20 protein-coding genes and 2 pseudogenes are annotated in these 25883 nt (G+C 67.2%); 21 read left to right on the top strand and 1 reads right to left on the bottom strand.

What is annotated here, in order from left to right; translation table 11 throughout:
• Positions 1-22: 22 nt before the first annotated feature.
• The gene (locus tag F468_RS0100635) at positions 23-1936 is read left to right on the top strand and encodes an ATP-binding cassette domain-containing protein (RefSeq protein WP_018994432.1); all 1914 of its coding nucleotides are present in this window, start codon (positions 23-25) and stop codon (positions 1934-1936) included.
• 167 nt (positions 1937-2103) lie between these two features.
• The gene (locus F468_RS0100630) at positions 2104-4119 is read left to right on the top strand and encodes a methyl-accepting chemotaxis protein (protein ID WP_018139567.1); all 2016 of its coding nucleotides are present in this window, start codon (positions 2104-2106) and stop codon (positions 4117-4119) included.
• 11 nt (positions 4120-4130) lie between these two features.
• Here F468_RS0100630 and F468_RS0100625 read toward each other — a convergent pair whose 3' ends face one another.
• On the bottom strand, positions 4131-6098 hold the full coding sequence (locus F468_RS0100625) for a GNAT family N-acetyltransferase (RefSeq protein WP_018994431.1): 1968 nt from the start codon (positions 6096-6098) through the stop codon (positions 4131-4133).
• Between the two features lie 224 nt (positions 6099-6322).
• On the opposite strand from F468_RS0100625, the gene F468_RS0100620 reads away from it, so the two are divergent.
• The 19 genes and pseudogenes from F468_RS0100620 (at position 6323) to lspA (ending at position 25883) form a co-directional block, all read left to right on the top strand.
• Positions 6323-6622: an STAS domain-containing protein gene (locus F468_RS0100620; protein WP_018994430.1), complete on the top strand. Its 300-nt coding sequence runs from the start codon at positions 6323-6325 to the stop codon at positions 6620-6622.
• An 11-nt stretch (positions 6623-6633) separates the two neighbouring features.
• On the top strand, positions 6634-6996 hold the full coding sequence (locus F468_RS0100615; RefSeq protein WP_018139564.1) for a response regulator: 363 nt from the start codon (positions 6634-6636) through the stop codon (positions 6994-6996).
• A gap of 2 nt (positions 6997-6998) precedes the next feature.
• Positions 6999-7716: pseudogene (locus F468_RS14760) on the top strand (Hpt domain-containing protein); the annotation flags it as partial.
• A gap of 92 nt (positions 7717-7808) precedes the next feature.
• Positions 7809-9020: pseudogene (locus tag F468_RS14755) on the top strand (chemotaxis protein CheA); the annotation flags it as partial.
• 20 nt (positions 9021-9040) lie between these two features.
• Positions 9041-9562, top strand: coding sequence for a chemotaxis protein CheW (locus tag F468_RS0100605; protein ID WP_018139562.1), 522 nt, complete (start codon positions 9041-9043; stop codon positions 9560-9562).
• A 19-nt stretch (positions 9563-9581) separates the two neighbouring features.
• On the top strand, positions 9582-10361 hold the full coding sequence (locus F468_RS0100600) for a ParA family protein (protein WP_018994428.1): 780 nt from the start codon (positions 9582-9584) through the stop codon (positions 10359-10361).
• A gap of 17 nt (positions 10362-10378) precedes the next feature.
• Entirely contained in the window at positions 10379-12613 is a 2235-nt protein-coding gene (locus F468_RS0100595) for a methyl-accepting chemotaxis protein (RefSeq protein ID WP_018994427.1), read from the top strand.
• 20 nt (positions 12614-12633) lie between these two features.
• Positions 12634-13455, top strand: coding sequence for a protein-glutamate O-methyltransferase CheR (locus tag F468_RS0100590; protein WP_018139559.1), 822 nt, complete (start codon positions 12634-12636; stop codon positions 13453-13455).
• Positions 13455-14078 (top strand): chemoreceptor glutamine deamidase CheD, encoded by a 624-nt coding sequence (cheD, locus tag F468_RS0100585; RefSeq protein ID WP_018139558.1) that lies wholly within the window; start codon positions 13455-13457, stop codon positions 14076-14078. Before F468_RS0100590 ends, cheD begins: the two co-directional genes overlap by 1 nt.
• Positions 14079-15152: a chemotaxis response regulator protein-glutamate methylesterase gene (locus F468_RS0100580; protein WP_018994426.1), complete on the top strand. Its 1074-nt coding sequence runs from the start codon at positions 14079-14081 to the stop codon at positions 15150-15152.
• Between the two features lie 13 nt (positions 15153-15165).
• Positions 15166-16365, top strand: coding sequence for a methyl-accepting chemotaxis protein (locus tag F468_RS0100575; protein WP_018994425.1), 1200 nt, complete (start codon positions 15166-15168; stop codon positions 16363-16365).
• 43 nt (positions 16366-16408) lie between these two features.
• Positions 16409-16714: an STAS domain-containing protein gene (locus tag F468_RS0100570; RefSeq protein ID WP_018139555.1), complete on the top strand. Its 306-nt coding sequence runs from the start codon at positions 16409-16411 to the stop codon at positions 16712-16714.
• A complete protein-coding gene (locus tag F468_RS0100565; protein ID WP_018994424.1) occupies positions 16711-18438 on the top strand; it encodes a SpoIIE family protein phosphatase in 1728 nt (575 codons plus the stop codon). The genes F468_RS0100570 and F468_RS0100565 overlap by 4 nt, the downstream gene beginning before the upstream one ends.
• 72 nt (positions 18439-18510) lie before the next feature.
• Complete coding sequence (locus tag F468_RS0100560; RefSeq protein ID WP_018994423.1) at positions 18511-19236, top strand: SDR family NAD(P)-dependent oxidoreductase; 726 nt, start codon at positions 18511-18513, stop codon at positions 19234-19236.
• Positions 19237-19493: 257 nt separating this feature from the next.
• Positions 19494-19697: a cold-shock protein gene (locus tag F468_RS0100555; protein ID WP_012983920.1), complete on the top strand. Its 204-nt coding sequence runs from the start codon at positions 19494-19496 to the stop codon at positions 19695-19697.
• 212 nt (positions 19698-19909) lie between these two features.
• On the top strand, positions 19910-21478 hold the full coding sequence (gene murJ / locus F468_RS0100550) for a murein biosynthesis integral membrane protein MurJ (RefSeq protein WP_026296475.1): 1569 nt from the start codon (positions 19910-19912) through the stop codon (positions 21476-21478).
• A gap of 54 nt (positions 21479-21532) precedes the next feature.
• The gene (locus F468_RS0100545; protein WP_018175044.1) at positions 21533-22495 is read left to right on the top strand and encodes a bifunctional riboflavin kinase/FAD synthetase; all 963 of its coding nucleotides are present in this window, start codon (positions 21533-21535) and stop codon (positions 22493-22495) included.
• 32 nt (positions 22496-22527) lie between these two features.
• Positions 22528-25374, top strand: a complete 2847-nt coding sequence (gene ileS, locus F468_RS0100540) for an isoleucine--tRNA ligase (RefSeq protein ID WP_018139550.1) — start codon at positions 22528-22530, stop codon at positions 25372-25374.
• A complete protein-coding gene (lspA, locus tag F468_RS0100535) occupies positions 25374-25883 on the top strand; it encodes a signal peptidase II (protein ID WP_018139549.1) in 510 nt (169 codons plus the stop codon). Before ileS ends, lspA begins: the two co-directional genes overlap by 1 nt.

Below are 25883 nucleotides of genomic sequence, written 5' to 3'. Positions count from 1 at the left end.
AACTGGATTCCTCTCGATCTCGATGGCTCTGCTGACCCTGCGCGATATCCACCTGGCCTATGGCATGGCGCCGTTGCTGGATGGCCTGAATCTGAGCCTGGAGCCCGGCGAACGCGTGGCGGTAGCCGGGCGTAACGGCGAGGGCAAGTCGACCTTGCTCAAGGTGATTGCGGGTGCAATCCAGCCGGACTCGGGCGAGGTGGTCCGCCAGGACGGCCTGGCGACCGCATACCTGACCCAGGAGCTGCCGCCCGGGGTCGAGGGCACGGTGTTCGATGTGGTCGCCGAGGGGCTGGGCGAGGCCGGGCAACTGCTGGAGCGTTTCCATCACCTGAGCCAGGCCGCCGCCAGTGGTGACGCCGAGGCCCTGGAGAAGATGGGCCCGGTCCAGGCCCGGCTGGAGGCGATCGACGGCTGGAGCCTGCAAAACCGGGTCGAAACGACGCTTTCGCGCCTGGAGCTCAACCCCGAGGCCGGATTCGCTGCGCTCTCCGGCGGGCTCAAGCGTCGCGTCTGGCTGGCGCGCGAGCTGGTGCGCGAGCCGCAGCTGTTGCTGCTGGACGAGCCGACCAACCACCTGGATGTGGCTGCGATCCGCTGGCTGGAGGAGTTCCTGCGCGGGAGCGGGCTCACGGTGGTGTTCATCAGCCATGACCGCCAGTTCATGGAACAGGTCGCCACTCGCATCCTGGAGCTGGATCGTGGCCAGGTGTACGAACACCCGCCCTCGATCGAGGCCTTCCGCACGCGCCAGGCCGAGCGCCTGGAGGTCGAGGCGCGTCAGCGCGCCGAGTTCGATCGCAAGCTGGCGCAGGAGGAGACCTGGATCCGCCAGGGCATCAAGGCCCGGCGTACCCGCAACGAGGGGCGGGTGCGCGCCCTGCAGGCCCTGCGCAAGAAGCGCGCCGAACGACGCGAGCTGGGGGGGCAGGTACGCATGCAGCTGTCCCCCGAGCAGCGTTCCGGCCGTTTGGTGATCGAGGCTGAGCATGCGGACTTCGGCTACGGCGACACGCCGGTGGTGCGCGACGTGAACCTGCTGCTCCAGCGTGGCGACGCCCTGGGCATCATCGGCCCCAATGGCGCCGGCAAGACCACGCTGCTGCGCGGGCTGCTGGGCCAGGTGGAGCCACTTTCCGGAACGGTCAAGCTGGGCACCCAGCTCGAGATCGCCTATTTCGACCAGGCACGGGCGCGTCTCGACGAGACGACCACCGTGCAGGATGCGGTCGGCGAGGGCCGTGACCGCGTCACCGTGAATGGCGAGACCCGACATGTGCTGAGCTATCTCGGGGATTTCCTGTTCCCGCCGGAACGCGCGCGCCAGCCCGTATCGGCCCTGTCCGGTGGCGAGCGCAACCGGTTGCTGCTGGCCAAGCTGTTTCTGCGCCCGGCCAATTTGCTGGTACTCGACGAGCCCACCAACGACCTGGATGTCGAGACCCTCGAGCTGCTGGAACAGCTTCTGATCGAGTACACCGGCACGGTGATCGTGGTCAGCCACGACCGCGCGTTCCTCGACAACGTTGCGACCAGCACGCTGGTGCTGCCCGGCGATGGCACGGTCGAGGAATTCGTCGGCGGTTGGTCGGACCTGCCCGCACGCGTCACGCAACGCCTGCTCACGCGCGAAGCGGATACCGGGGCCCAGGAGGCGCCCGCCGCACCCGAGGCCCGCTCCGAGCCGACGTCCGCGGTCGCGGAACCGCCGCCCCGCGCCCGCAAACTCTCCTACAAGGAGGCTCGCGAGCTGGAGGCCCTGCCAGGCCAGATCGAGGCGCTGGAAAACGAGCACCAGTCGCTGGCCGAGGCCCTGTCGGATCCAGAGGTATTGCGCGATGGGGAGCGCGTGCGCGAGTTGCAGGCCCGGCTCGAACAGGTCGAACGAGACCTGGCGGTGGCTTACGAGCGCTGGGAGGCGCTGGAATCACCCTGACTCTTTCCGCGTCATTCGGTGTGATGTGATTCTCAAAACGGCCAGGGCTCAACTTCAGGGGAAGGCGGCCGTAACAGGGGATGAATCGTCTCTACAGGCAGCGGAATGATCCGTTTGCACGTGATGGCATGCGCCCGGCAGAAGGCGCTGAGGAAGGAGTCAACACCATGCTGGACAAACTCTCCATTCGGGGGCTGCTGATCGCCGGCTTCGGGCTGGTCGTCGCGATCCTGATCATCAATTCGCTGCTGGCACTGCGTGCCCTGAATGTGGGTGGACAGGGCGTGGCTGAACTGACCCAGTCCGACTATCCGGCGGTGGCACGCGTCAACGACGTGGAGCAGCTGTTGCAGGAGAGCGCCGCCTTCCTAGGCTTCTACCTGATGAGCGAGGAGGACGAACACCGCGACGCCTGGCTGAATGCGATGGACGAGCTGGACGTCGCCATGGATGCCCTGGTCAACGATCCGGTCGTGCAGGGCTCGGATGATCTGACTGCCTCCGCGGAACAGGTGCGCGCGAACATTGACGGCTTCGCCGCGCACCGTGAGCGCCTGATCGAGGTGGCCGAGGACGTGGCCCAGAACATGCCGGCCCAGGGTGTCGCCAACTCGCGCGCCAACCCGGCGACCATGCAGATGACCCAGTTGACCAGCACCATGATCGACGAGGAGATGGCGCGGGCACGCTTCCAGCGCTCGTTCGAGCGTCTCGGCGATTTCTACAGCCTGCGCACCAACCTTCTGCAGATCACCTCGAACCTCCGCGGTTTCATCGCGTTTCGTGATGACTCCTTCGAGCAGAACCTGCGTCTGTACCTTGGCCAGACCCACGACGTGCTGGCGCGGTTGCTGGAACAGTACGACGAGCTCGATTTCGAGCAGCAGATCGCGGTCGAGGACTTCGAAGGGCTCCTGAACGAGCTGGACAGCGCGATCCAGGACATCGTTCGCATCCACGGCAGCGAGGAGGCCCTGCAGGACGCCTTCCTGATCCGTACCGAGGTCGGCCCGGTGATCTTCGAGGCACGAAATGAACTGCAGCAGTTGTCCGAGCGCATCACCGGCCGTGCTGAAGTGTCCGCCGCCGAGCTGACCGCGACCATGCGCAATACCCAGGTGACGCAGGGCGTCCTGGCGCTGATCGGCGTGATCCTGGGAGTGGTCGGCGCGGTCTTCATCATCCTGGTGGTGCGCCGTGCGCTGGCTCACTCGACCGAGGCGCTGGAAGAGATCGCCGACGGCGATGGCGACCTCAGCCGCCGTCTGGACGAAAACGGTCTGATGGAGACGGCCCAGCTGGGGCGTGCGTTCAACCGCTTTACCGACAAGATCGCGCAGGCGATCGGCAACGCCCGTAGCGGTACCGAGACCCTGAACCGTGCGACCGAGAACCTGAATCAGGAGGCCTATCAGGCCCGCGAGGTGGTCTCGCGTCAGCGCGACGAGACCGAGCGCGTCGCCACGGCGATCAACGAGCTGCAAAGCAGCGCCGAGGAGATCGCGCGTAATACCGACGCCACCTCCCAGGCCGGACAGGAGGCCAGCGGTGCGGTGAACAACGGCGCCGACGTGATGGAGAAGAACATCGAGTCCATGTCCTCCCTGCTGGGCACGGTCGAGCAGGCCGCCGGCACCGTGGCCAAGCTGGGTGAAGACTCGAAGCAGATCGGCACCATCCTTGAAGTCATCCGCGGCGTGGCGGAGCAGACCAACCTGCTGGCCCTCAACGCGGCGATCGAGGCCGCCCGTGCCGGGGAACATGGCCGCGGGTTTGCCGTGGTGGCCGACGAGGTTCGCAAGCTGGCGACCCGCACGCAGGAGTCCACCGACGAGATCGAGAGCATGATCTCGCGTCTGCAGACCGCCACAGGTTCTGCGGTGAAGGCGATGCAGCACGGCCAGGAAGAGGCCGAGACCACCATGGAGCACACCGCCGAGGTGAACGGCGCCCTGCAGCAGATCCGCCAGTCGGTGACCACGATCGTGGAGATGACCGATCAGATCGCGGTTGCCGCGCGTCAGCAGAGCACCGTGGTCGAGGACATCAACCGCAACATCGTGCAGATCTCCGACGGGGCCGATCAGTCTGCCAACACCGCCGATCGGGTCAGCGCGGCCTCCGACGAGCTCAAGCAGGTCGAGCGCGAGATCCAGCAGGCGCTGGCCCAGTTCCGGCTCTGATGACGGCTGGATCAGCCCGGGGGCTGCCCCCCGGACTCGACCCGGGTGCGCCAGGCCTGCGCGGCCTGACGCAAACGCCGTACCACGCCGCGGCGTCCGGAGACCCCCAGACGGACAGCCAGGTCGTCCCAGTCGATCGGTGGCTCCAGGGCGGTGGCCAGCACCGTTCCTTCTGTATCGGTCGGCGGCTGCGCGCGTAGCTGGCGGACCAGGGCCGGGAGTACCCATTCCAGTGGCCGGGCGCGCTCGGCGAAGGCCTTGAGCTCCGCCAAGTCCTTTGTCATCGCCGGATCAGGTCCGGCCTCCGGAAAAAGGGCTTCCAGCGCCCGTGCCAGGGCCGTTTCGTGCCAGGGCCACAGACGATCCCGCCATGCGGGCCAGTCCCGGGCCTGTGCGGCTGCCAGGCATCGTGTCGGCCCGGCGAGCGCGTCATCGACCGCCTTCAGGACTACACCCCCTGGGCGGCCGCTGTAGGGATCCGGGCGCAGGCCGGCACGTAGCAGGTCGAAGCCCCCGCGTTTCCACAGCCCGAGCAGGTCGGGATCCAGGCCAAAGCTGGCCCCGACCATGCCGATACCCTCGGCCCGAGCGCGTTCGGTGATCTGGTGCAGCAGCCGCTGTCCCAGCCCGCGACCCTGCCAGTGCGGATGCACCGCGATGCGCTGGATGCGCCAGACCGGGTGCCGGGCCAGGTCGAACGCCCCCTGGGCTGCCAGCACGCAGGGCAGAAAATGCCCCTGGGGTCGGCGCTCTCCTGCCCAGACCGCTTCGGCCATGCTGGCGTCCAGTCCCGGTTCCACGCCCACCAGCACCACGCCGAACAGGGCCCCGTCGCGGATGCCCTCGAGCGTCAGCAGGTGGATCGCGGCGTCGTCCAGCCAGCGCTGCAGATCCGAGGGCCGGGTGCGGTAGTGCGCATCGGCCAGCAGGCCGGCCACGGCCTCCAGTCGCCCGGGCTGCGTCGCCAGCTCGGATGCATGGCTCCAGTGCCATCGCACCGCCTGCGGCTCTGGCGCGGCACTGCGGGCCCCCAACAGGAACAGGTCATCGATCCAGCGCTCCAGCGGGTCGCCGGGTTCCCAGCGCACTGGCGTCTCCAGGCGCGCGTGGCGCATGCGAAGACCCGCCTGTTCCAGCGCGGGCAAGGCGCGCAGCCGAAAACCCTGCCCGCTCCCCTCGAAGCCACCCGTCGTAGTCGCCAGCACCAGTCGTTGCCCCCGCCGTGCCAGCCGCAGGAGGTGCTCGACCGGGAGTGCGGCGGCCTCGTCCACCACCAGGGTTTCCGATTGGGCGGCCGCCGCCTCCAGCGCGGCAGGGGCGTGGTAGCGCAGCTCTTCGGGGACACGGCCCAGGTGCGCTTGTATGGCCTTGTGTACCGCCTGGACAGCCGCCTCGGTCGGGGCTGTCAGGGCCATGCCCCTGGGCGTGGGGGTCGGAGAGGATCCGGCCATCCAGTCCCCCAGCAGGGTCGATTTGCCGCGGCCGCGGGCTGCGGTCAGGACGCCGCATTCGCCGGGTGCCAGTGCATCCAGCAGTCTGCGGGCCGCCTGCTGGTCCGGCGTCCACTCAAAGGGTGTTCTCTCGCTACGCGGGAGTGGCCAGCGATCCGGTCCTTCCTGGACCCATTCCACCAGTGGCGCCCGCAGCGCTGTGCGCCAGCGCCTGGACCAGGCCCCGTGGCCGGGTTCGTCCACCAGCAACAGCAGAATCCCACCACCGCGCAGGAGCCCGGCGGCGATCGCAAGGGCATCACCGGGAAGGGGTGTGGTGGCCTCGAACACCACTGCATCACACTCGTGGCCCAGCCAGTGGCCGGCCTGGGCCGGCCGGGTACGGGGCACGCCTTCTGGTGGATGGCTGCCCACCCAGAGCGGTTGGCAGTTGTCCGGCATGCGCGCCAGCCAGCGCGTCGCCTGGTCCCGACCCTGGTTCGACCCGCGGAGCGCGAGCACGCGCCGAAAAAGGGTGTTCACCGCCATCCCCATTCGCCTTTCGGCGTGCCCGGCAAAATATCCGGGTAATCGTGCAGAGGCCCGCGCGGCCCCACGCTGCCAGCAGATTGTTGAGAACGGGTTCTCAAGTTTTCGACTCGGAGGCCGTACAAGTATTCTACAGGGACCCTGTATTTTCTTGTACAGATCCTGTACAAAAGAGTCCGGAGCATGGGGATCCGTCGCTTCGTCACTCACAAAGGGTACTGCACATGAACAAGGTTCCGCTGCCGGAAAGGCTGCGCATCGACACGGTGGGCGAATGCTGGGAGAGCCTGCGAGGGGCGATCGAGGCAGGCCAGCCGGTCGCGCTGGAGGCAGCGGGTGTGCGGGATGTCGACGCTGCGGGCGCCCAGATGCTGCTGATGGCAGAACAGGCCGCTCGCCACCAGGGTCAGGCCCTGGTCTACGAGTCCTGCAACAACACCCTTGAACAGGCGCTGGCCGCACTGGGTCTGGCTGAACTGCATGCCCGGACGCAGGCCGCGCCTGCCACTCACGACCCGATTTGAGGACATAACGTATGGCGAAGGTACTGGTGGTGGACGACTCGGCCTCGATGCGCCAGATGGTCGCATTCACGCTCAAGCAGGCGGGCCACGAGGTCACCGAGGGCCGCGACGGCAATGATGGGCTGAGCAAGGCCCAGGGCCAGAAGGCGGATCTCGTGATCACCGACGTGAACATGCCGGGTATGGACGGCCTGCAGATGACGCGCGAGCTGCGCAAGCTCGGCGACTACAAGTTCACCCCGATCCTGGTGCTGACTACCGAGGCCGGCCCGGAGAAGAAGCAGGAAGGCAAGGCGGCCGGCGCGACCGGCTGGCTGGTCAAGCCGTTCGACCCGGACCAGCTGATGAACACCGTGAACCGGGTGCTGCGCTAGCCATGTCCATCGACATGTCCCAGTTCGTCGACGCCTTTCTCGAGGAGAGCTTCGAGGGGCTGGAGCGCATGGAGACCGAGCTGCTGGCGCTCGAGGGCGGTGGCGATCCGGAGACGTTGAATACCATCTTTCGTTCCGCGCACTCCATCAAGGGCGGGGCCGGGACCTTCGGCTTTGCCGCGATCTCCGAATTCACCCATGGCGTGGAGACCCTGCTCGACCGCCTGCGTAATGGCGAACAGGCCGCCGACCGTGACACGGTCAACCTGCTTTTGCGCGCGGTGGACATCCTGCGCGCGCAGCTGGAGGCCGCGCGCGACGGCGGCGAGGCGGACCCGGCCGAGGTGGCCGAGGTGCGCACCCTGATCGAGGCCCATCTGGGCGAGCCGTCATCGGCCGAGCCGGCACCCGGGAGTGCCGGTGGGGAGTCGCGCGCCGGCTCGGGCTGGCGCATCCACTTCCGGCCGCACCGCGACCTGATGCGTACCGGCAATGACCCGCTGCGTATGTTCGAGGTGCTGGAGGAGCTCGGCGAGCTGCGGGTGACCTGCGAGACCGGTGATCTGCCGGATACCGCCGCCGGCTTCGACCCGGAGGACTGCTACCTTGCCTGGACCCTGGAATTGGAGGGTGACGCGACCGAGGATCAGCTGCGCGAGGTCTTCGAGTGGGTCGAGGATGAGTGCGACCTGAGCATTGAGCCGCTGCCATCCCCCTCCGCGCCCAGCGACCAGGACGTGCCGGTTGTGGAGGAAAGCTCAACCGGGGAGCGAGAGCCCGCCGAAGGTGGCGCCCGTCAGCCCGCCGCCAGTCGGGGGGCCGAGTCCAGCTCCATGCGCGTCAATACCGGCAAGATCGACGCCCTGATCGACATGGTCGGCGAACTGGTGATCACCCAGTCCATGCTGACCGATATCAGCGAGCAGCTGGAGGACGACCCGTCGCAGGTGGAGGCACAGATCGAACGCCTGCGCACCGGCCTGGCCGACCTGGAGCGCAACACCCGCGAGTTGCAGGAGAGCGTGATGGGCATCCGCATGGTGCCGATCGCGCAGATCTTCAATCGCTTTCCGCGGCTGGTGCACGACATCTCCGGCAAGCTCGGCAAGCAGATCGAGCTGACGCTCAAGGGTGAATACACCGAGATCGACAAGACCGTGATGGAGCACCTGGGCGACCCGCTGGTCCACCTGGTGCGCAATGCGGTGGACCACGGCATCGAGCTGCCCGAGGCCCGTCGCGCGGCCGGGAAGCCGGAGACCGGCCAGGTCACGCTGGAGGCCTACCATCGCGGCGGCAACGTGATCATCGAGATCCGCGACGATGGCAAGGGCATGGATGCCGAACGCATCCTCGCCAAGGCGCGCGATGCCGGCCTGGTCGGCCCGAATCAGCACCTGGAACGCCACGAGGTCCTGCAGTTGATCTTCGAGCCCGGGTTGTCCACTGCCGACCAGGTGAGCGACCTCTCCGGGCGCGGCGTTGGCATGGACGTGGTCCGCAAGAACATCCGCGGGCTCGGCGGCAACGTGGAGCTGGAGTCTCAACCCGGTAAGGGCTCGCGCCTGACCATCCGCCTGCCGCTGACGCTCTCAATCATGGACGGCCAGCTACTGAAGGTGGGCGAGGAGACCTTCGTGATCCCCCTGATCGCGATTGTCGAGTCGCTGCAGACGCAGGCCGGCAGCGTGCAGCAGGCCTTCGGCAAGCTGCCGCTCTACCGGCTGCGCGACGAGTACATCCCGATCGTGGACCTGGCCGCCCTGTTCGGGCGCGCCGAGCCCAGCCCGCTGCCGGACCCGGCCCTGCTGGTGGTAGCCGAGGCCGACGACCAGCGCGTGGCCTTGCGGGTGGATGACCTGCTCGGCCAGCAGCAGGTCGTGATCAAGACACTGGAAACCAACTTCCGCAAGGTCCCCGGTACCGCTGGCGCCACCATCCTCGGGGATGGTCAGGTCGCCCTGATTCTGGATGCGGCGGGCATCGCGCGAATGGCCGCCGGGCGCGATACCCGCGCGGCCTGACCTACAAGGAGCCAAGCATCATGGCGAACGACGCAACCCAGTCCATCCACGACCCGGCCACGGCCGGCGAAGACCAGTACCTGACCTTCATCCTCGCCGAGGAGGAATACGGCGTGGACATCCTGCGGGTGCAGGAGATCAAGGGCTGGGAACGCCCCACACCCCTGCCGAACACGCCCGACTATATCCGTGGCGTGATCAACGTGCGCGGAATGATCGTTCCGATCATCGACCTGCGCCTGCGTTTCGGCATGGAACCGCTGGACTACGGTCCCACCACCGTGGTGATCATGCTGCGCGCGATCAACGAGGACCGCGAGCGCGTGATGGGGGTGGTGGTCGACGCCGTCTCCGAGGTCTACAACGTCGGCGCCGAGGACCTGCAGCCGGCGCCGGACTTCAACACCCGTATCGGAGTCGACTTCGTGCGTGGCCTGGCGACGCTGGACGAAAAGATGATCCTGATGCTGGATATCGACACCCTGCTCGGCGCCGGCCTGATCGCCAGCGCCGATGCCATCGAAGCGGGGGCTACGGCCTGAGGCCGGCCCGACAAGGACGATGCGGACGATCGCGGTGATCAACCAGAAGGGCGGGGTCGGCAAGACGACCGTGACCCTGAACCTGTCGCATGCCCTGGCGCTGGCCGGGTATCGCGTGCTGGCGATCGACGCCGATCCGCAGGGTCACCTGTCCATGGCCTTCGGCCTGGAGGACCCCGCCGGGCTGGACCGCGTCCTGCACGGCGGGGCGCGCCTGGCGGACGCTTTCAGCGAGGCCGGCAACGGCCTGCAGATCGTCGCCGCCGGGGAGCAGCTGCAGGAGGTGGAAAACCTGAACGCGGGAGGGGCCGAGCGGGGCTGGCGCCTCAAGCGTGCGCTCGACGATTTGCCGGAACCGTTCGATTTCGTATTGATCGACTGCCCGCCCTCGGCCGGGTTGCTGGGGATGAACGCGATCATTGCCGCCGACGAATTGCTGATCCCGGTCGCCGGCGACTTCCTGGCCTTGAACGGGCTGTCGCGGCTGATGCGCATCCTGCAGGGCATCGAACAGCGCCTGGGCCGGGCGCGCACCAAGTGGATCGTGCTGTCGCGCTTTGTCGAGCAGCGCCGTCACGCCCGCGAGGTGCGCGAGCGCATACGCGAACACTTCGCCGCTGCCCTGCTGCCCACCACCATCCGCGAAACGGTGGTGCTGGCCGAGAGCCCGAGCTTCGGGCAGACGATCTTCGAGTACCAGCCGCGCCATCGCGCGGCCAGGGATTTCCAGCAGCTGGCCGCCGACCTGGTCGCCGCCGGGGCACAACCGACGACCCGCCCACCGGCGGCACACGCCTGAGCCGGGGAGAACGGACCATGACCACACGCAAGCGCAACAAGCTGGGCACCGACCCGCTGGGCTGGATGGACACCGCTGACGCGGCGTCCGACGCGAGTCACGACGACAGCGCCACCGAGGTCGCGACTGCCGCGCCCGAACCCGGCCCGGAAGCGGTTCCGACACAGAAGACACGCCAATCCACGCGCCGCCGGAAACCGGCTGCGCGACAGACGAACACGCCAAGCGAGGACACAGCAATGGCCGCCAATCCGAAACCGAACGTCGCCGGCACTGCCCCGGACGAACTGATGGACAACCGCTTCATGCAGGCCGCCTGCGAAGGCTCGAAGATGGCCGTGATGATGTGCGACGCGGACATGAACATCATCTATGCCAACCCGTCCGTGCTGTCCTTCCTGCGCGAGCGGCGCGATGCAATCCGCCGGGTATTTCCGAACTTCGATCCGGAAAACCTGATCGGCCAGTCCATCGACCAGTTCCACAAGGATCCGTCGCACCAGCGCGTGATCCTGAGCAACCCCGCCATGCTGCCTTACACCGCGGAGATCGAGGTCGGCGGCATCGAGTTCAGGCTGCTGGCCTCCGGCGTCACGGACGACAGCGGTCAGATTATCGGCAACATGGTCGAGTGGCAGGACATCACCGAGGTCAACACGCTGGAGCGCGAGCGCGCACGCTTCAAGGCCGCGATTGATGGCGCGACCACCCCGCTCATGATGTGCGACGAGAACATGACCATCACCTTCGCCAACACATCGCTGACGGCCATGTTCCAGAAGCATCTTGCGGCCTTCACCCAGGCCTTCCCGGGCTTCAACCCCCACAACCTGGTCGGTCAGTCCATCGACCAGTTTCACTCGGTTCCGTCGCATCAGCATTCGATCCTTAAGGACCCGTCCAGGCTGCCGTACGAAACCGAAATCAGCCTGGGCGACCTGCGCTTCTGGATTAACGCGACCGCGATCATCGACGACGAAGGCAATTATGCCGGCAACATGCTGGAGTGGCGGGATGTCACGGAGATGCGGACCGCCGAGGCCGAGATCGATGCCCTGATCCGCGACGCGGCGAGCGGCAATCTGGGCGAACGCCTGGAGACCGAGCGCTACAGCGGATTCACCCAAAGTATCGCCGAGAGCCTGAACGAGCTGCTCGACGCCGTCGTCCCGCCGGTGCGCGAGGGCTCGCGGGTGATGCAGGCCATGGCCGAGGGCGATCTGAGCGTGCGCATGCAAGGCGAGTTCCGGGGCGAATTCGCCGAGTTCCGCGACGCCATCCACACCTCGCTGGAGAACCTCGACCAGCTGGTCGGGCAGATCCTCGAGGGCGCCGGCAACGTGCGCTCGGCCTCGGCCGAGATCGCCCAGGGCAATACCGACCTGTCCCAGCGCACCGAGGAACAGGCCTCCTCGCTGGAGGAGACCGCCTCGTCAATGGAAGAGATGACCTCCACGGTCAAGTCCAACGCGGACAACGCAAAGCAAGCCAATCAGCTCGCCAGCGCCGCCCGCGACAAGGCCCAGGAAGGCGGCGAGGTGGTCGACAAGGCCGTGACCGCGATGGGCGAGATCAACCAGTCCTCGAAGAAGATCGCCGACATCATCGGCGTGATCGACGAGATCGCGTTCCAGACCAACCTGCTGGCACTGAACGCGGCGGTCGAGGCGGCGCGGGCCGGCGAACAGGGCCGCGGCTTCGCGGTGGTCGCCACCGAGGTACGCAACCTGGCGCAGCGCAGCGCTCAGGCCGCCAAGGAGATCAAGACCCTGATCAACGACTCGGTGGAGCGCATCGGCGAGGGCAGCAAGCTGGTCGACAACTCCGGCAAGGCCCTGGAGGACATCGTCGACTCGGTGAAGAAGGTTTCCGACATCATCGCCGAGATCGCCGCGGCCAGCGAGGAGCAGTCCACCGGCCTCGACGAGATCAACAAGGCCGTGACCCAGCTCGACGAGGTCACCCAGCAGAACGCCGCCCTGGTCGAGGAGGCCGCGGCCGCCAGCGAATCGCTGGACGACCAGTCGCGCGAGCTGTTGGACCTGATGAGCTTCTTCAAGGGCGAGCAGGCCGCGGCCGCCGGGCAGGCTATGAGGCAACCGAGTGCCCGTTCGGCCCCGGCGGGCGCCCGCGCCCAGAGCGGCGCCTCTGCGCTGAAGCGGCCGGCCTCTGCCAGTGGCAACGCCGGCAGCAAGCGCCCGACCCCGGCCCCGTCGCGCCAGGAGGCCTCCGAAGAATGGGAGGAGTTCTGAGGATGGGGGCTCGATGCTAGATGGCCGCCTCCGATCGCCTGAGCGAACGCGACTTCCGGCGCGTGGCGCGCCTGACGCAGGAACGCACCGGGATCATGCTCAACGAGAGCAAGAAGGAGCTGGTCTTCAGCCGGCTCTCGCGGCGGCTGCGCGTGCTCGGCCTGGATGCCTTCGACACCTACCTGGACCGGGTCGAGGGCGGCGACGAGGGCGAGCTGGAGGAGTTCATCAATGCGCTGACGACCAACCTGACCGCGTTCTTCCGCGAACCGCACCACTTCGAGATGCTGGGCGGTCCGGTGCTGGAGGAGCTCCGGCGGGCTAACCCGACCGGCCCGCTTAAGGTCTGGTCGGCCGGATGCTCCACCGGCGAGGAGCCCTACTCCATCGCGATGACGCTGGCCGAGGCCCTGCCGTCGCCGGAGGATGTGCGCATCCTCGCCACCGATATCGACTCGCGCGTGGTCGCCCATGCCGATGCCGGGGTGTATGACGCCAAGCGCGTCACCGGCATCCCGCAGGCGCGCCAGAAGCGCTGGCTGCTGCGCGGGACCGGCGCCAACGAGGGCCGGGTCAAGATCCGCGACGAGCTGCGCGCCATGCTGAACTTCCGCCAGCTGAACCTGTTCGACCCGTGGCCCATGAAGGGCCCGCTGGACGTGATCTTCTGCCGCAACACGCTGATCTATTTCGACAAGCCGACGCAGAAGCAGCTGGTGGAACGCTTTGCGCGCCTGCTGCGCCCGGAGGGCTACCTGTTCATCGGGCATTCCGAGTCGCTGTTCCGCGTGACCGAGGACTTCCGGCTGCTGGAGCAGACGCTGTACCGGAGAGCGGCCTGATGTCCGCCCTGCCGCAGCTGCACGATGGGGCCTTCGCGCACATCAACCGCTACTGGGACCGGGTGCACGCCTGCCCGGCCGCGAAGCTGCTGCCGGGGGAGTGCTACGTATCGGTCTCGCCGACCGAACTGATCACCACGGTGCTGGGCTCCTGCGTGTCCGCCTGCGTGTGGTCGCCCACGGCCGGCGTTGGCGGCATGAACCACTTCATGCTGCCGGACGGCGCCCGTGACAGCGGTTGGGGACCGGCGGTCTCCAATGCCACGCGCTACGGCACCCATGCGATGGAGTTCCTGATCAACGAACTGCTGAAGCTGGGCGCGGAGCGAACCGACCTGCGCGTAAAGATGTTCGGCGGCGGCCGCGTAATGGCCGGGATGACCGATGTCGGCGCCGGCAACATCACCTTCCTGCGCCGCTTCCTGCGCGAGGAGAACCTGGACCTGGTCGCCGAGGACGTCGGCGGACACTGGCCGCGCAAGGTCGTGTTCTTCCCCGCCACCGGGCGCGTGCGCATCAAGAAGCTCGTGTCCCTGCACAACAACACCCTGCTCGAGCGCGAGCAGGACTACCGCCGCCGGCTGCAGGACGATCCCCTGCGGGGCGACGTGGAGCTGTTCTAGATGCCCGCCACCGCCAAGCCCGTTCGCGTCCTGGTCGTCGATGACTCGGCCCTGATCCGCAAGCTGCTGACCGAGATCCTCGGCGCGCAGGACGGGATCGAGGTCGTGGGTGCCGCGACTGACCCCTATGATGCCCGCGAGAAGATCAAGCAGCTGGAACCGGGCGTGCTGACCCTGGACGTGGAGATGCCGAAGATGGATGGCATCACCTTCCTGCGCAACCTGATGCGCTTGCGCCCGATGCCGGTGGTGATGGTCTCCTCGCTGACCGAGGCCGGGGCCGAGGTGACCCTGGAGGCGCTGGAGATTGGCGCGGTGGACTTTGTCACCAAGCCGAAGGTCGATGTGTCGCACGAGCTGCAGGCCTACAGCGACGTGCTGGCCGAGAAGGTGCGCGCGGCCGCGCGGATGCGCCTGCAGGCCCGCAGTGCCGCCACGCCAGCCCCGCAGCGGCTGGCCGCCGTGGGCGGTCGCCTGAAGACCACGGATCGGGTCATCGTGCTGGGGGCCTCTACCGGGGGCACCGAGGCCCTGCGCGAGGTCCTGACCGCGCTGCCGCCGGACGCCCCCGGCATCCTGATTACCCAGCATATCCCGGCGGGCTTCAGCAAGGCCTTCGCCGAGCGCATGGACCGCAACACCGCGCTCAGCGTGAAGGAGGCCGCCGATGGCGATGTCGTGATGTCCGGTCACGCCTATGTCGCCCCGGGCACCGACTACCATCTGCGCCTTGCTCGCGACGGTGCCCGCTATGTCTGCCGCCTCGACACCTCGGCGCCGGTCAACCGGCACCGGCCGAGTGTGGATGTGCTGTTCCGCTCGGCCGCCGAACAGGCGGGGGCCAACGTGGTCGCCGCCCTGCTGACCGGAATGGGGGATGATGGCGCCGAGGGTCTGCTGGCCCTGCGCGAGGCGGGCGCCCACACCGTTGCCCAGGACGAGGCCACCAGCCTCGTCTGGGGCATGCCCGGGGAGGCCGTGAAGCGGGATGCAGCCGTGCAGGTATTGCCACTGAACCGTATCGCCGCCGCCCTGATCCGCGACCACCGCGAATCCGCCCGAACGGGCATCTGAACAGGAGGTCGTCATGCAAACTCTCAAGGACTGGATTGTGCGTAGTGGCACGCTGCGGGGGCTGGCGTTGGCCCTGGTCGGCGTATTGTTCCTTCTGGCCCTCGCGATCGCGGCCAGCGGACATCCTGGCCAGGCCGCGCTGATGGTGCTGCCCCTGGTGCTGGCTGGGCTCCTCGTCGTTGGCTTTGGCCTGCGCGAGGCCGCGACTTCCGGTGAACCATCGGGGACTGACTCCCATGCTCCCCGCGTGACCGGGGGCGCCGAATTCTCGGAGGAGCTCGATCAGGCCATGCAGTTCGAGCTCGGGCAGCTGGAAGAAGAACTGACGCGACAAAAGGGACTGATCGCGGATGCGGTCGGGGACCTCAACGACAGTTTTGCCAGCATGCACCAGATCACCGAGCGCCAGATGCAGCTGATGAACAGCAACCTGCAGGCGGAAGGTGGCGACGAAGGCATGAGCCAGACCCAGATCATCGCGGAGCTTACGCGGCGCTCCGACGAGACCCTGCAGATGTTCATTGACACCCTGGTGGAGATCTCGCGCCAGAGTGTCGAGAGTGCGCACCACATGGAAGACATGGGCCAGCACATGGACGGGGTGTTCAAGCTGCTCGACTCGGCCGGGGCGATCGCCGGCCAGACCAATCTGCTCGCGCTGAATGCCAGCATCGAGGCGGCGCGGGCCGGCGAGGCCGGGCGCGGGTTTTCCGTCGTCGCCGACGAGGTGCGCGCCCTGTCGCAGCGTTCGGCGACCTTCCACGAGGACATTCGCGGCCAGATCGATGCCGCCCGTGAGGCGATCGCCAAGGTGACGGGCACTGTCCACGACATGGCCTCGCGCGACATGAACCAGAGCCTGGAGGAGAAGGAGCGCATCCAGGAGCTGTTCGGCTACGTGCAGCGTGCCACCGACGAGCTGGACACGCGCATGCAGGAGGAGGCGGAACTCAGCGAGCGCATGCACCAGGCGGTGGCCACCGCCGTGCGCTCATTGCAGTTCGAGGATATCGCCCGGCAGTCTCTCGGCACGGCCGAGGATGCCCTTGCCCACCTGCACGAGTTGCAGGGCATCCTGCAGGAGGCGCGAGCCACCGACGATGCCCATGCGATGGCCGGGCGCGTGCGGGCATGGCGCGAGGAGCGACAGAACACGCATCACCGTGCAGTCAGCCAGGAAGGGCTGAGTGCCGGCGAGGTGGAACTGTTCTGAACCGTCGAAGACCCATTCCCCGACAACCAACAGCGAGGAACGCATGAGTATCGAATCCCACTCCAGCGCCGACGGCAAGGAAGTTCGCATTCGCGTCCGCGGCCGTTTCGATTTCGAGTCCCATCAGGAATTCCGCGCGGCCTATCGTAATACGCCCGGCACGGGTATTCGCTACGTAGTCGACCTTTCGCAGACGGAATATATGGACAGCTCCGCCCTTGGAATGCTGCTCCTGCTGCGCGAACACGCCGGGGGCGAGTTTGCCGAAGTAACGATTGCCGGCCCGTCCGAGGGCGTGCGCAAGGTGCTGGATATCGCAAACTTCGGCCGCCTGTTCACCATCCAGTGACGTACGCCTCCGACGCATTCTCGCGGCAGGAGGCGGCTGAAGATCCCCTCAGCGGCGAGGGCCGCGTGCTGGTTGTCGATGATGACAAGCACAATCGCCGTCTGCTGCACATGATGCTGGAAGGCTGCGGCTATGCCACCGTAGAGGCGGAGAATGGCCTCGAGGCCATCGCGATCTGTCGGGACGATCCACCGGATCTGATCTTGATGGACGTGATGATGCCGGAGATGGATGGCCTGGAGGCGACTCGCCGCATCAAGGCCGACTGCGACGGGCGGTTTGTCCCGGTCATCTTCCTGACGGCCCTGGACGACGAGCACACGCTGCTGCGGGCCATCGCCGCCGGGGGCGACGACTTTCTTGCCAAGCCACTCAATCTTTCCGTACTCAAGGCCAAGATCCACGCCATGGAGCGCCTGCGCGATCTGCAGGCCGACCTGCGAAGCCGCAACGACCAGCTGCTACGCGCTTCGGCGCGTCAGGCCTGGGAAGAGGAGACCGCCGAAAGCCTGTTCTCGCGGGCCATTACACGCCGCAATCGCGGGCACGAGCGCCTGGGGGTTGGCCACCTGTCCGCGGCCACCTTCAGCGGTGACGTCGTGCTGTCGGACTACACCCCGGAGGGCAGTCTGCGCGTCCTGCTCGGGGATTTCACCGGCCACGGGCTGTCGGCCGCGATCGGCGCCTATCCGGTCAGCGAGACCTTTCACACCCTGACCCGGGAGGGCGCCGCAGACGCCGAGCTGATCCATCAGCTGAACCACACCCTGCATACCTTTCTGCCTCCGACCATGTTCATGGGGGCGGTGCTGATCGGCTTCAGCCCGGATGGACGCCAGGCGCGCATCTGGAATGGAGGCATGCCGGATGTGCGTATTTGTTCCGCTCGGGAGGTGCGCCACGTGGCCTCTCAGGCCATGCCGCTCGGGATCCTGCCGCGTCTGGAGCGCGGGCTGCTGCCAGAGGAACATGCTGTCGGGCCGGACGACACCATCATCGCCAGCAGCGACGGGGTGATCGAGGCGGTGAATGCCGCGGGCGAGGCGCTGGGTGACGAGGCCCTCGACCGGGCCTGCTGCGGCCAGCGCGCCGATTCGATATACGACACCGTCTGGGGTGTCGTGCAGCGGCATGCCGAGGGCACCACGCCGGATGACGACATGACCCTCGTCTGCATCCCTTGTACCTCGGAGGTTCTGCTCGACAGCCCGGTCACAACGGGTGCCGAGAACACCGGAAACCTGCGCTGGTCGCTCGAGCTCGGCGGTCCACAGCTCGCTCGGGCCGACCTGACCCAGGAGGCCCGGAACCAGTTGCGGCACTGGTTCCCGGATCTGGGCGAACACGCCGAAGCCCTGCATACGGTGATCGCGGAGTTGTGCAACAACGCGTTCGAGCATGGTGTGCTGGGCCTGGATTCCTCGATGAAGACCACCGTGGAGGGCTTCGAGGCCTATTACCGTGCCCGCAGCGAGGGCCTGGCCTGCCCGCGTGGCCGGATCGGGATTTCGCTGCATTATCGTCGGCGGGGCGATGCCCACTGCATGCGTATCCGCGTCCGCGACAGCGGTGCGGGCTTCGACCACGAGGCCGTTCGCGCCGCGATCGAGGGCGCGGGGGCCGAGCGGCTGTGGGGCCGCGGCCTGAATCTCGTGCACCGGCTCTGCACCCGCGTGCGGCACGTTGGCCGCGGCAACCTCGTCGAGGCCGAATACTGCTGGTAATCTTCGGGCCGTTTTCGGTCCCGTCGGCATCCACACGGGACGGCCCTGCAGCGTATTCGAGGAGACGGGAGCATGAACGAGACCAACCCCATTCGATCCGCCCTGATCACCGGTAATTCCAGTGGTTTTGGTCTTGGCCTGACGCGTGTCCTGATGCAGCGCGGCGCGAGCGTGCGCGGGATGAGCCGCAGGGGATGTCCGGAATCGGGTGTGGCGGCTGACGAGCGAGCGGATCTGTCCGATTTCGATGCCACCGCCGCTGCGATGGAGCGTCTGCTCGAAGGGGTCGACGAGCTGGATCTGGTGATCCTGAACGCCGGGTTGCTCGGCCATATGCAGCGCATGCAGGACGCCTCGATGGACGAGCTGCGCCTGCTGATGGATGTGAACACGTTCGCCAACAAGATCATTCTGGACGCCCTGCTGCGTCGCAACGTGCGCGTGGGGCAGATCGTGGCAATCTCGTCCGGGGCCTCGGTGTCGGGCCACGCGGGCTGGAGCGGCTACTCGCTGTCCAAGGCCGCGCTGAACATGATGATGCAGTTGTACGTCCACGAGTTTCCCGAGGACACCGCGATCAACGCTCTGGCCCCCGGGCTGATCGACACCGCGATGCAGGACTATCTATGCGATGAGGCCGACCGCGAAGCCTTCCCGGTGCTCCAGCGGTTGAAGGCAGCGCGTGGCACCGAGACCATGCCAACGCCGGAGAAGGCCGCCGAGGCCGTGCTGGCGGTGCTGCCGCGCCTGCGCCAGACGACGCGCGGGAGTTTTGTGGACATCCGGCAGCTGGACTGAGGTAGCCGCAACGCCGTGCGCGCGGTTCAGTCAGCGTCTCCCTGGCAGGAGGTATTCCAGCCGAACCTCCTGAATGTCACGTAAATTTCTCGGAGGGTGGTTGGCTTTTGCCGGAATGCAGGCGTATAGTCGTGATCGTGGTCTGCGGATGAACGGCAACACTAGGAAGTTTCTAGTTTCTGAACCAGTGCTCCCGTTGATCTGTTGGCAGCATCCCGCGACCACATTTGTTAGTTACATTTAAGAGGTTACAAGTTGTGAATACTGGTGTTGTTAAGTGGTTCAACGAGAGCAAGGGTTTCGGTTTCATCACCCCCGATGATGGCGGCAAGGACGTGTTTGTGCACTTCTCCGCGATCAGCGGTTCGGGTTTCAAGACCCTGGCCGAAGGCCAGAAGGTCTCCTTCGAAATCCAGGAAACCGCCAAGGGCCTGGCCGCCGGTGAAGTGACCGCCCTGTAAGGCGCACTTCCCAAGGCTGACGACCCCTCGCGGGTCGTCCAGGAAAGGTCGCCTCCGGGCGGCCTTTTTTGTGTCTGCGTTTCCGTTATTGCGAGGCGTCGAATAACTCCCAAACAGGGCCGGCGCACGCCCTTTTGAACGCTGCGCACGGCCGGGCGTATTCGATGTGCAGTACACTGCCGGCCTTTGTGCATGGACCCGCGCTGCCCGCGATGAACCGCCTGTTCCGCTCCACCGCCGTTGTCAGTGGCATGACCATGATCTCGCGGATCATGGGCTATCTGCGCGACATGGTGCTGGCGGTTACCTTCGGCGCCGGGGCCGCGACCGACGCCTTCTTCGTCGCCTTCCGCATCCCCAACTTCCTGCGCCGGCTGTTCGCGGAAGGCGCGTTCAACCAGGCCTTTGTACCGGTGTTCGCGGAGTTTCGCGAGAAGCGCGGTCGCGAGGCCCTGCGCGACTTGCTGGATCACACCGCCGGCACGCTGATGGCTGTGGTTTCGGTGGTCACGCTGATCGGCATCCTGGCCGCGCCGCTGCTCATCTGGGTGTTCGCCCCGGGGCTCGCCACGCAGGAAGAGGGGCGCCAGGATCTCGCCGGGCAGATGCTTCGCATCACCTTCCCCTACCTGCTGTTTATATCGCTGACCGCGATGGCTGCGGGGATCCTGAACAGCATCGGGCGCTTCGCGGTCCCCGCCTTTACCCCGGTGTTCCTGAACCTGGCGCTGATTGTCGCCGCACTGTGGCTGGCGCCGAGGTTCGCGGAGCCGATCGTCGCGCTGGCCTGGGGCGTGTTCATCGCGGGTGCCTTGCAGCTCGCCTTCCAGATCCCGTTCCTTTTGCGCGCGGGGCTGTTGCCGCGGCCGCGTTTCCGTCGTGCACACGAGGGGGTGCGGCGCATCGTCAAGTTGATGCTGCCGGCCATCCTCGGGACCTCGGTCGTGCAGATCAACCTGCTGGTGGACACCCTGGTGGCCTCGTTCCTGGTGGCCGGCTCGATCTCCTGGCTGTATTTCGGCGACCGCTTCGTGGAGCTGCCGCTCGCGCTGTTCGGCATCGCGATCGGTACCGTGATCCTTCCGCGCCTGGCGCGGCAGTACAACCAGGCCGATCCGGCCGCGTTCGGGCGCACGCTGGACTGGGCGCTGCGCCTGGCGATGCTGGTGGCCCTGCCCTCGATGGTCGGCCTGATCGTGCTCGCCGTCCCGATCCTGGCCACCTTGATCCAGTATCAGGCCTTTACCCAGTGGGACACCTACATGGCCGCGATGGCACTGGCCGCGTATGCGCTGGGTCTGCCGGGCTTCATCCTGATCAAGGTGCTCGCCCCGGGGTTCTTCGCCCGCCAGGACACCAAGACCCCGGTGAAGATCGCGATCATCGCGATGCTCGCCAACATCGTCCTCAACGGTGCATTTGTGCTGCCCTGGTACCTGTCCGGTATCCCGGGCGCGCACGCCGGACTGGCGCTGGCTACCTCGGCCTCCGCCTACATCAATGCGGGTCTGCTCTATCGCGGGTTGATCCGCGAGGGGATCTATCAGCCGGGGCCCGCGTTGAGGCGTCTGCGTGCGGGGCTGCCCGTCGCGCTCGGGGTGATGGTGCTGGTGCTGGCTGTTCTCTCGCCGTCATTCGGGCAGTGGACGGACTGGACGGTGAGCACGCGCCTGTTCGCACTGACCGGCCTGATCATGGCCGGGGCCAGTGCGCTGGTCCTGACGCTGCTGGCCGCAGGGCTTCGGCCCCGACACTTCCTGTTACGGGAGGCGAGCGAATGATGCCGGGACTTTGCCTGGCGGGTTATACTTGCGGTTTTGCTCGGGATCGGGGCGATGCGGCTGATTCGCGGCCTGGGGCCGTCCGACAGCAGGGCTTCCACGGCAGCGGCCGTGCATGGCGCGGTGGTGACCATTGGCAACTTTGATGGTCTGCATCGTGGCCATCAGGCTGTTCTGGGGCGCCTGCTCGAGGCGGCGCAGGATCGCCAGGCGCCGTCAGTCCTGATGACCTTCGAGCCGCTGCCGCGCGAGTACTTCGGCAGCCGGCCCGAGGCCCCGGACCCGCCCGGGCGCCTGCAGCGCCTGCGCGACCGCCTGATCACGCTGGGGGATACCGCGCTCGAGGCCGTCTGGATCCTGCGCTTCGATGCGAAACTGGCCGGCCTGTCGGCGACCGCCTTCATCGAGGAGGTGCTGCACCAGCGCCTCGGCGCGCAGCATGTACTCGTTGGGGACGACTTTCGCTTCGGCCGCGGCCGCGAGGGGGACCAGGCCCTGCTGCGCCGCGAGGGCGAGCGCCTCGGCTTCAGTGTCGAGGGCACCCCGACGGTCGCGGATGCCGAGGGCCGGATCAGCAGCACCCGGGTACGCGCGGCGGCGCTGGACGGCGACTTCGCGCGCATGGCCGAACTGCTGGGGCGGCCCTACCGGTTGCACGGGCGGGTCGCACATGGCGACAAGCGCGGCCGCACGATCGGTTTCCCCACCGCGAACCTGCGCATGGGGCCCTGGCCTCTGGCGCTGCGCGGGGTCTACTCCGGCTGGCTGCGCCGTGCCTCGGGCGAGGCCCTGCCGGCGGTCGCCAATATTGGCTGGCGTCCGACGGTGGCGGGCACCGAGCAGCGTCTGGAGGCGCATGTGCTTGAGGGCAGCCCCGACCTCTACGGCGAGGCCGTGTGCTTCGAACCGATCGCGCGGGTCCGCGGCGAACAGCGCTTCGAGGGGCTGGACGCCCTGTGCGCGCAGATCGCACTCGATGTCGAGACCGCCCGCGCGCAACTCTCCGAACACGACTGAAACCGGCCCGCAGGGCCGATCCGGAAAACATCATGGCACGCAAACCGGCACCGCCGAATCCCTACAAGGACACCCTCAACCTGCCCGAGACCGCCTTTCCGATGCGCGCCGGCCTCGCCCAGCGCGAGCCGGAGTGGCTGGAGGCGTGGAAGGCGGAGGATCGCTACCACCGTCTGCGCGAGCACTGCGCCGGGCGCCCCCGCTTCGTGCTGGCCGATGGCCCGCCCTATGCGAACGGTTCGATCCATGTCGGTCACGCGGTCAACAAGGTCCTCAAGGACATTATCGTCAAGAGCCGCACCCTGTCGGGCTTCGACGCCCCCTACGTGCCGGGCTGGGACTGCCACGGCCTGCCGATCGAGCTGAAGGTCGAGCAGAATCTGGGCAAGGCCGGCCGCGACGTGGACGCCGCGACCTTCCGCAAGGCCTGCCGCGAGTATGCGCAGGAGCAGGTCGACGGCCAGAGCACGGACTTCCAGCGCCTCGGCGTGCTGGGCGACTGGGACCATCCCTACCTGACGATGGATTACCAGGTCGAGGCGGACACCGTCCGCGCGCTGGGTCGCATCTTCAAGCGCGGCCATGTGCAGATGGGCGAGAAGCCGGTGCACTGGTGCGTGGACTGCGGCTCGGCCCTGGCCGAGGCCGAGGTGGAGTACGAGGACAAGATCTCGCAGGCGATCGATGTGCGCTTCCGCGTGGTCGACGACATCGACTTCCTGCGCCGCTTCGAGGGGGCCAAGGACTCGCGCGGCCCGATCAGCGTGGTCATCTGGACCACCACGCCCTGGACGCTGCCGGCCAACCAGGCCGTGGCCCTGCACCCGGAGCTGGACTACGCGCTGGTACAGCTGGACAACGAGCGCCTGTTGCTGGCCGAGGCCCTGGTCGAGGACTGCCTGGCGCGCTACTCGCTGGGCGAGGGGGCCGTGGTCGCGCGGGTCAAGGGTCAGGCCCTGGAGGGCCTGATGCTGCAGCACCCGTTCCTGGAGCGCGAAGTGCCGCTGATCCTGGGTGACCACGTAACCACCGAGACGGGTACGGGCGCGGTGCACACCGCCCCCGGACACGGCCAGGAGGACTACGCGGTCGGCCTGAAGTACAGCCTGCCCGTGCACAACCCGGTCGGTCCGGATGGCCGCTTCCTGCCGGATACCCCGCTGTTCGCCGGCGAGAACGTGCACCAGGCGAACGGCCATGTGATTGACGTGCTGAAAGAGCACGGCGCGCTGGTCGTGGCGGTGAAGTTCGAGCACAGCTATCCGCATTGCTGGCGGCACAAGACGCCGATCATCTTTCGTGCCACCCCGCAGTGGTTCATCAGCATGGAGCGCGCCGAGCTGCGCGCGGACGCGCTGAAGGCGATCGCCGAGACCCGATGGATGCCGAACTGGGGCGAGGCCCGCATCCACGGCATGGTGGTGAACCGTCCGGACTGGTGCATCTCGCGCCAGCGCAACTGGGGTGTGCCGATCCCGTTTTTCGTTCACCGCGAGACCGGACGGCTCCACCCGCACACCCCGGAACTGATCGAGATGGTGGCGCAGCGCATCGAACAGGCGGGTATCGAGGCCTGGTTCCAGCTCGATCCGAAGGAGCTCCTGGGCGACAAGGCCGATGACTACATCAAGCTGAACGACACCCTGGATGTCTGGTTCGACTCCGGTGTGCTGCACAGCACGGTGGTGGAGAAGCGCCCGGAACTGGGCGGGTTGCCGGTGGACCTGTTCCTGGAGGGCTCGGATCAGCACCGCGGCTGGTTCCAGTCGAGCCTGCTGACCAGTGTCGCGATGCGTGGCGAGGCCCCGTACCGGGCAGTGCTCACCCACGGCTTCACCGTGGACGAGAAGGGCGAGAAGATGTCCAAGTCGCGCGGCAATGTGGTCGCGCCGCAGGAGGTCGTCTCCACCCTGGGCGCGGACATCCTGCGCTTGTGGGTCGCCGCGACCGACTTCTCCGGCGAGATGGCGATCTCCAAGGACATCCTCGACCGCACGGCCGACGCCTACCGCCGTATCCGCAACACCACGCGCTTCCTGCTGGGCAACCTGAACGGCTTCGATCCCGCCGAGCATGCGCTGGAGCTGGACGAGCTACTGCCGCTGGATCGCTGGATCGTCGCGCGGGCCCTGCAGGTGCAGGAGCAGGTGACGAAGGCCTACGACGACTACCTGTTCCACCAGATCTACCAGCGCGTGCACAACTTCTGCTCGGTGGAGCTGGGGTCGTTCTACCTGGACGTGATCAAGGACCGCCAGTACACCACGCAGGCGGACTCGCGCGCGCGGCGCTCCGCGCAGACCGCGCTGTACCACGTGGCCGAGGCCCTGACCCGCTGGGTCGCCCCGATCCTCACCTTCACCGCCGAGGAGATCTGGCAGCTGCTGCCGGGCGAGCGTCCGGACAGCGTGCTGTTCGCCACCTGGTACGAGGGCCTCGCCCCGTTGCCAGAGGGTGCCGAGTTCTCCAGCGCGGACTGGGACGGCATCCTCGAGGTGCGCACGCATGTCGCCCGCGCGCTGGAGATTGCGCGCAACGAGCACGGCATCGGGGCCTCGCTGAATGCCGCGATCGAGGTCTACCTGCCGGCGGGTTCCGCCGCCCATGGGCGCCTCGCGCGTCTGGAGGACGAACTGCGCTTTGTGCTGATCACCTCCGAGGCCCGGCTGGTGGACGGAGCCGCCCCCGAGGGGGCGCATACCGCCGAGCTGGAGGATGGCACCGCGATTGGCGTGGTCGTCCACAAGAGCGAACACGCCAAGTGCGTACGCTGCTGGCACCGCCGGCCGGACGTCGGCCAGCATGACGCCCACCCCGAGTTGTGCGGGCGCTGTGTAACCAATGTGGAGGGCCCGGGCGAGACCCGGCGCTTCGCCTGATGGGGCTGGCGCAATCGGGTCTGCGACCGGGGCTGTTGATTGCGGTCGTGGTTGCGCTGCTGGACCAGGTCACCAAGTGGTGGGCGGAGAATGCCCTGACCCTGTACGCGCCGGTCGAGGTGACCTCGTTTTTCAATCTCTCCCTGGTCTATAACCCGGGCGCTGCGTTCAGTTTCCTGGCCGGTGCAGGGGACTGGGGGCGCTGGTTCCTGTCCGGCGTGGCGGTCGTGATCGGGTTGCTGATCCTCTGGTGGCTGGCACGGCTGCCGCGCCAGGCGCGCTGGTCGGTCACCGCCCTGGGGCTGGTGCTGGGCGGCGCGGTCGGCAACCTGATCGATCGCATCGCCCATGGCCGGGTGATTGATTTTCTCGATTTCCACTGGGCCGGTTATCACTGGCCGGCGTTCAATGTGGCCGATATGGCCATCGTCGTCGGCGCGATCACTCTGATCGTGGCAACTTTTATTGAAGGCGACCACAGCGGCTCGCCGACGGATTCGCGGGGGTAA

Source organism: Thioalkalivibrio sp. ALJ2 (genome assembly GCF_000378325.1).
Lineage (GTDB): Bacteria > Pseudomonadota > Gammaproteobacteria > Ectothiorhodospirales > Ectothiorhodospiraceae > Thioalkalivibrio.
Note: the sequence above shows the minus strand (reverse complement) of the source record. Positions and strands in the feature narration are given on the sequence as shown.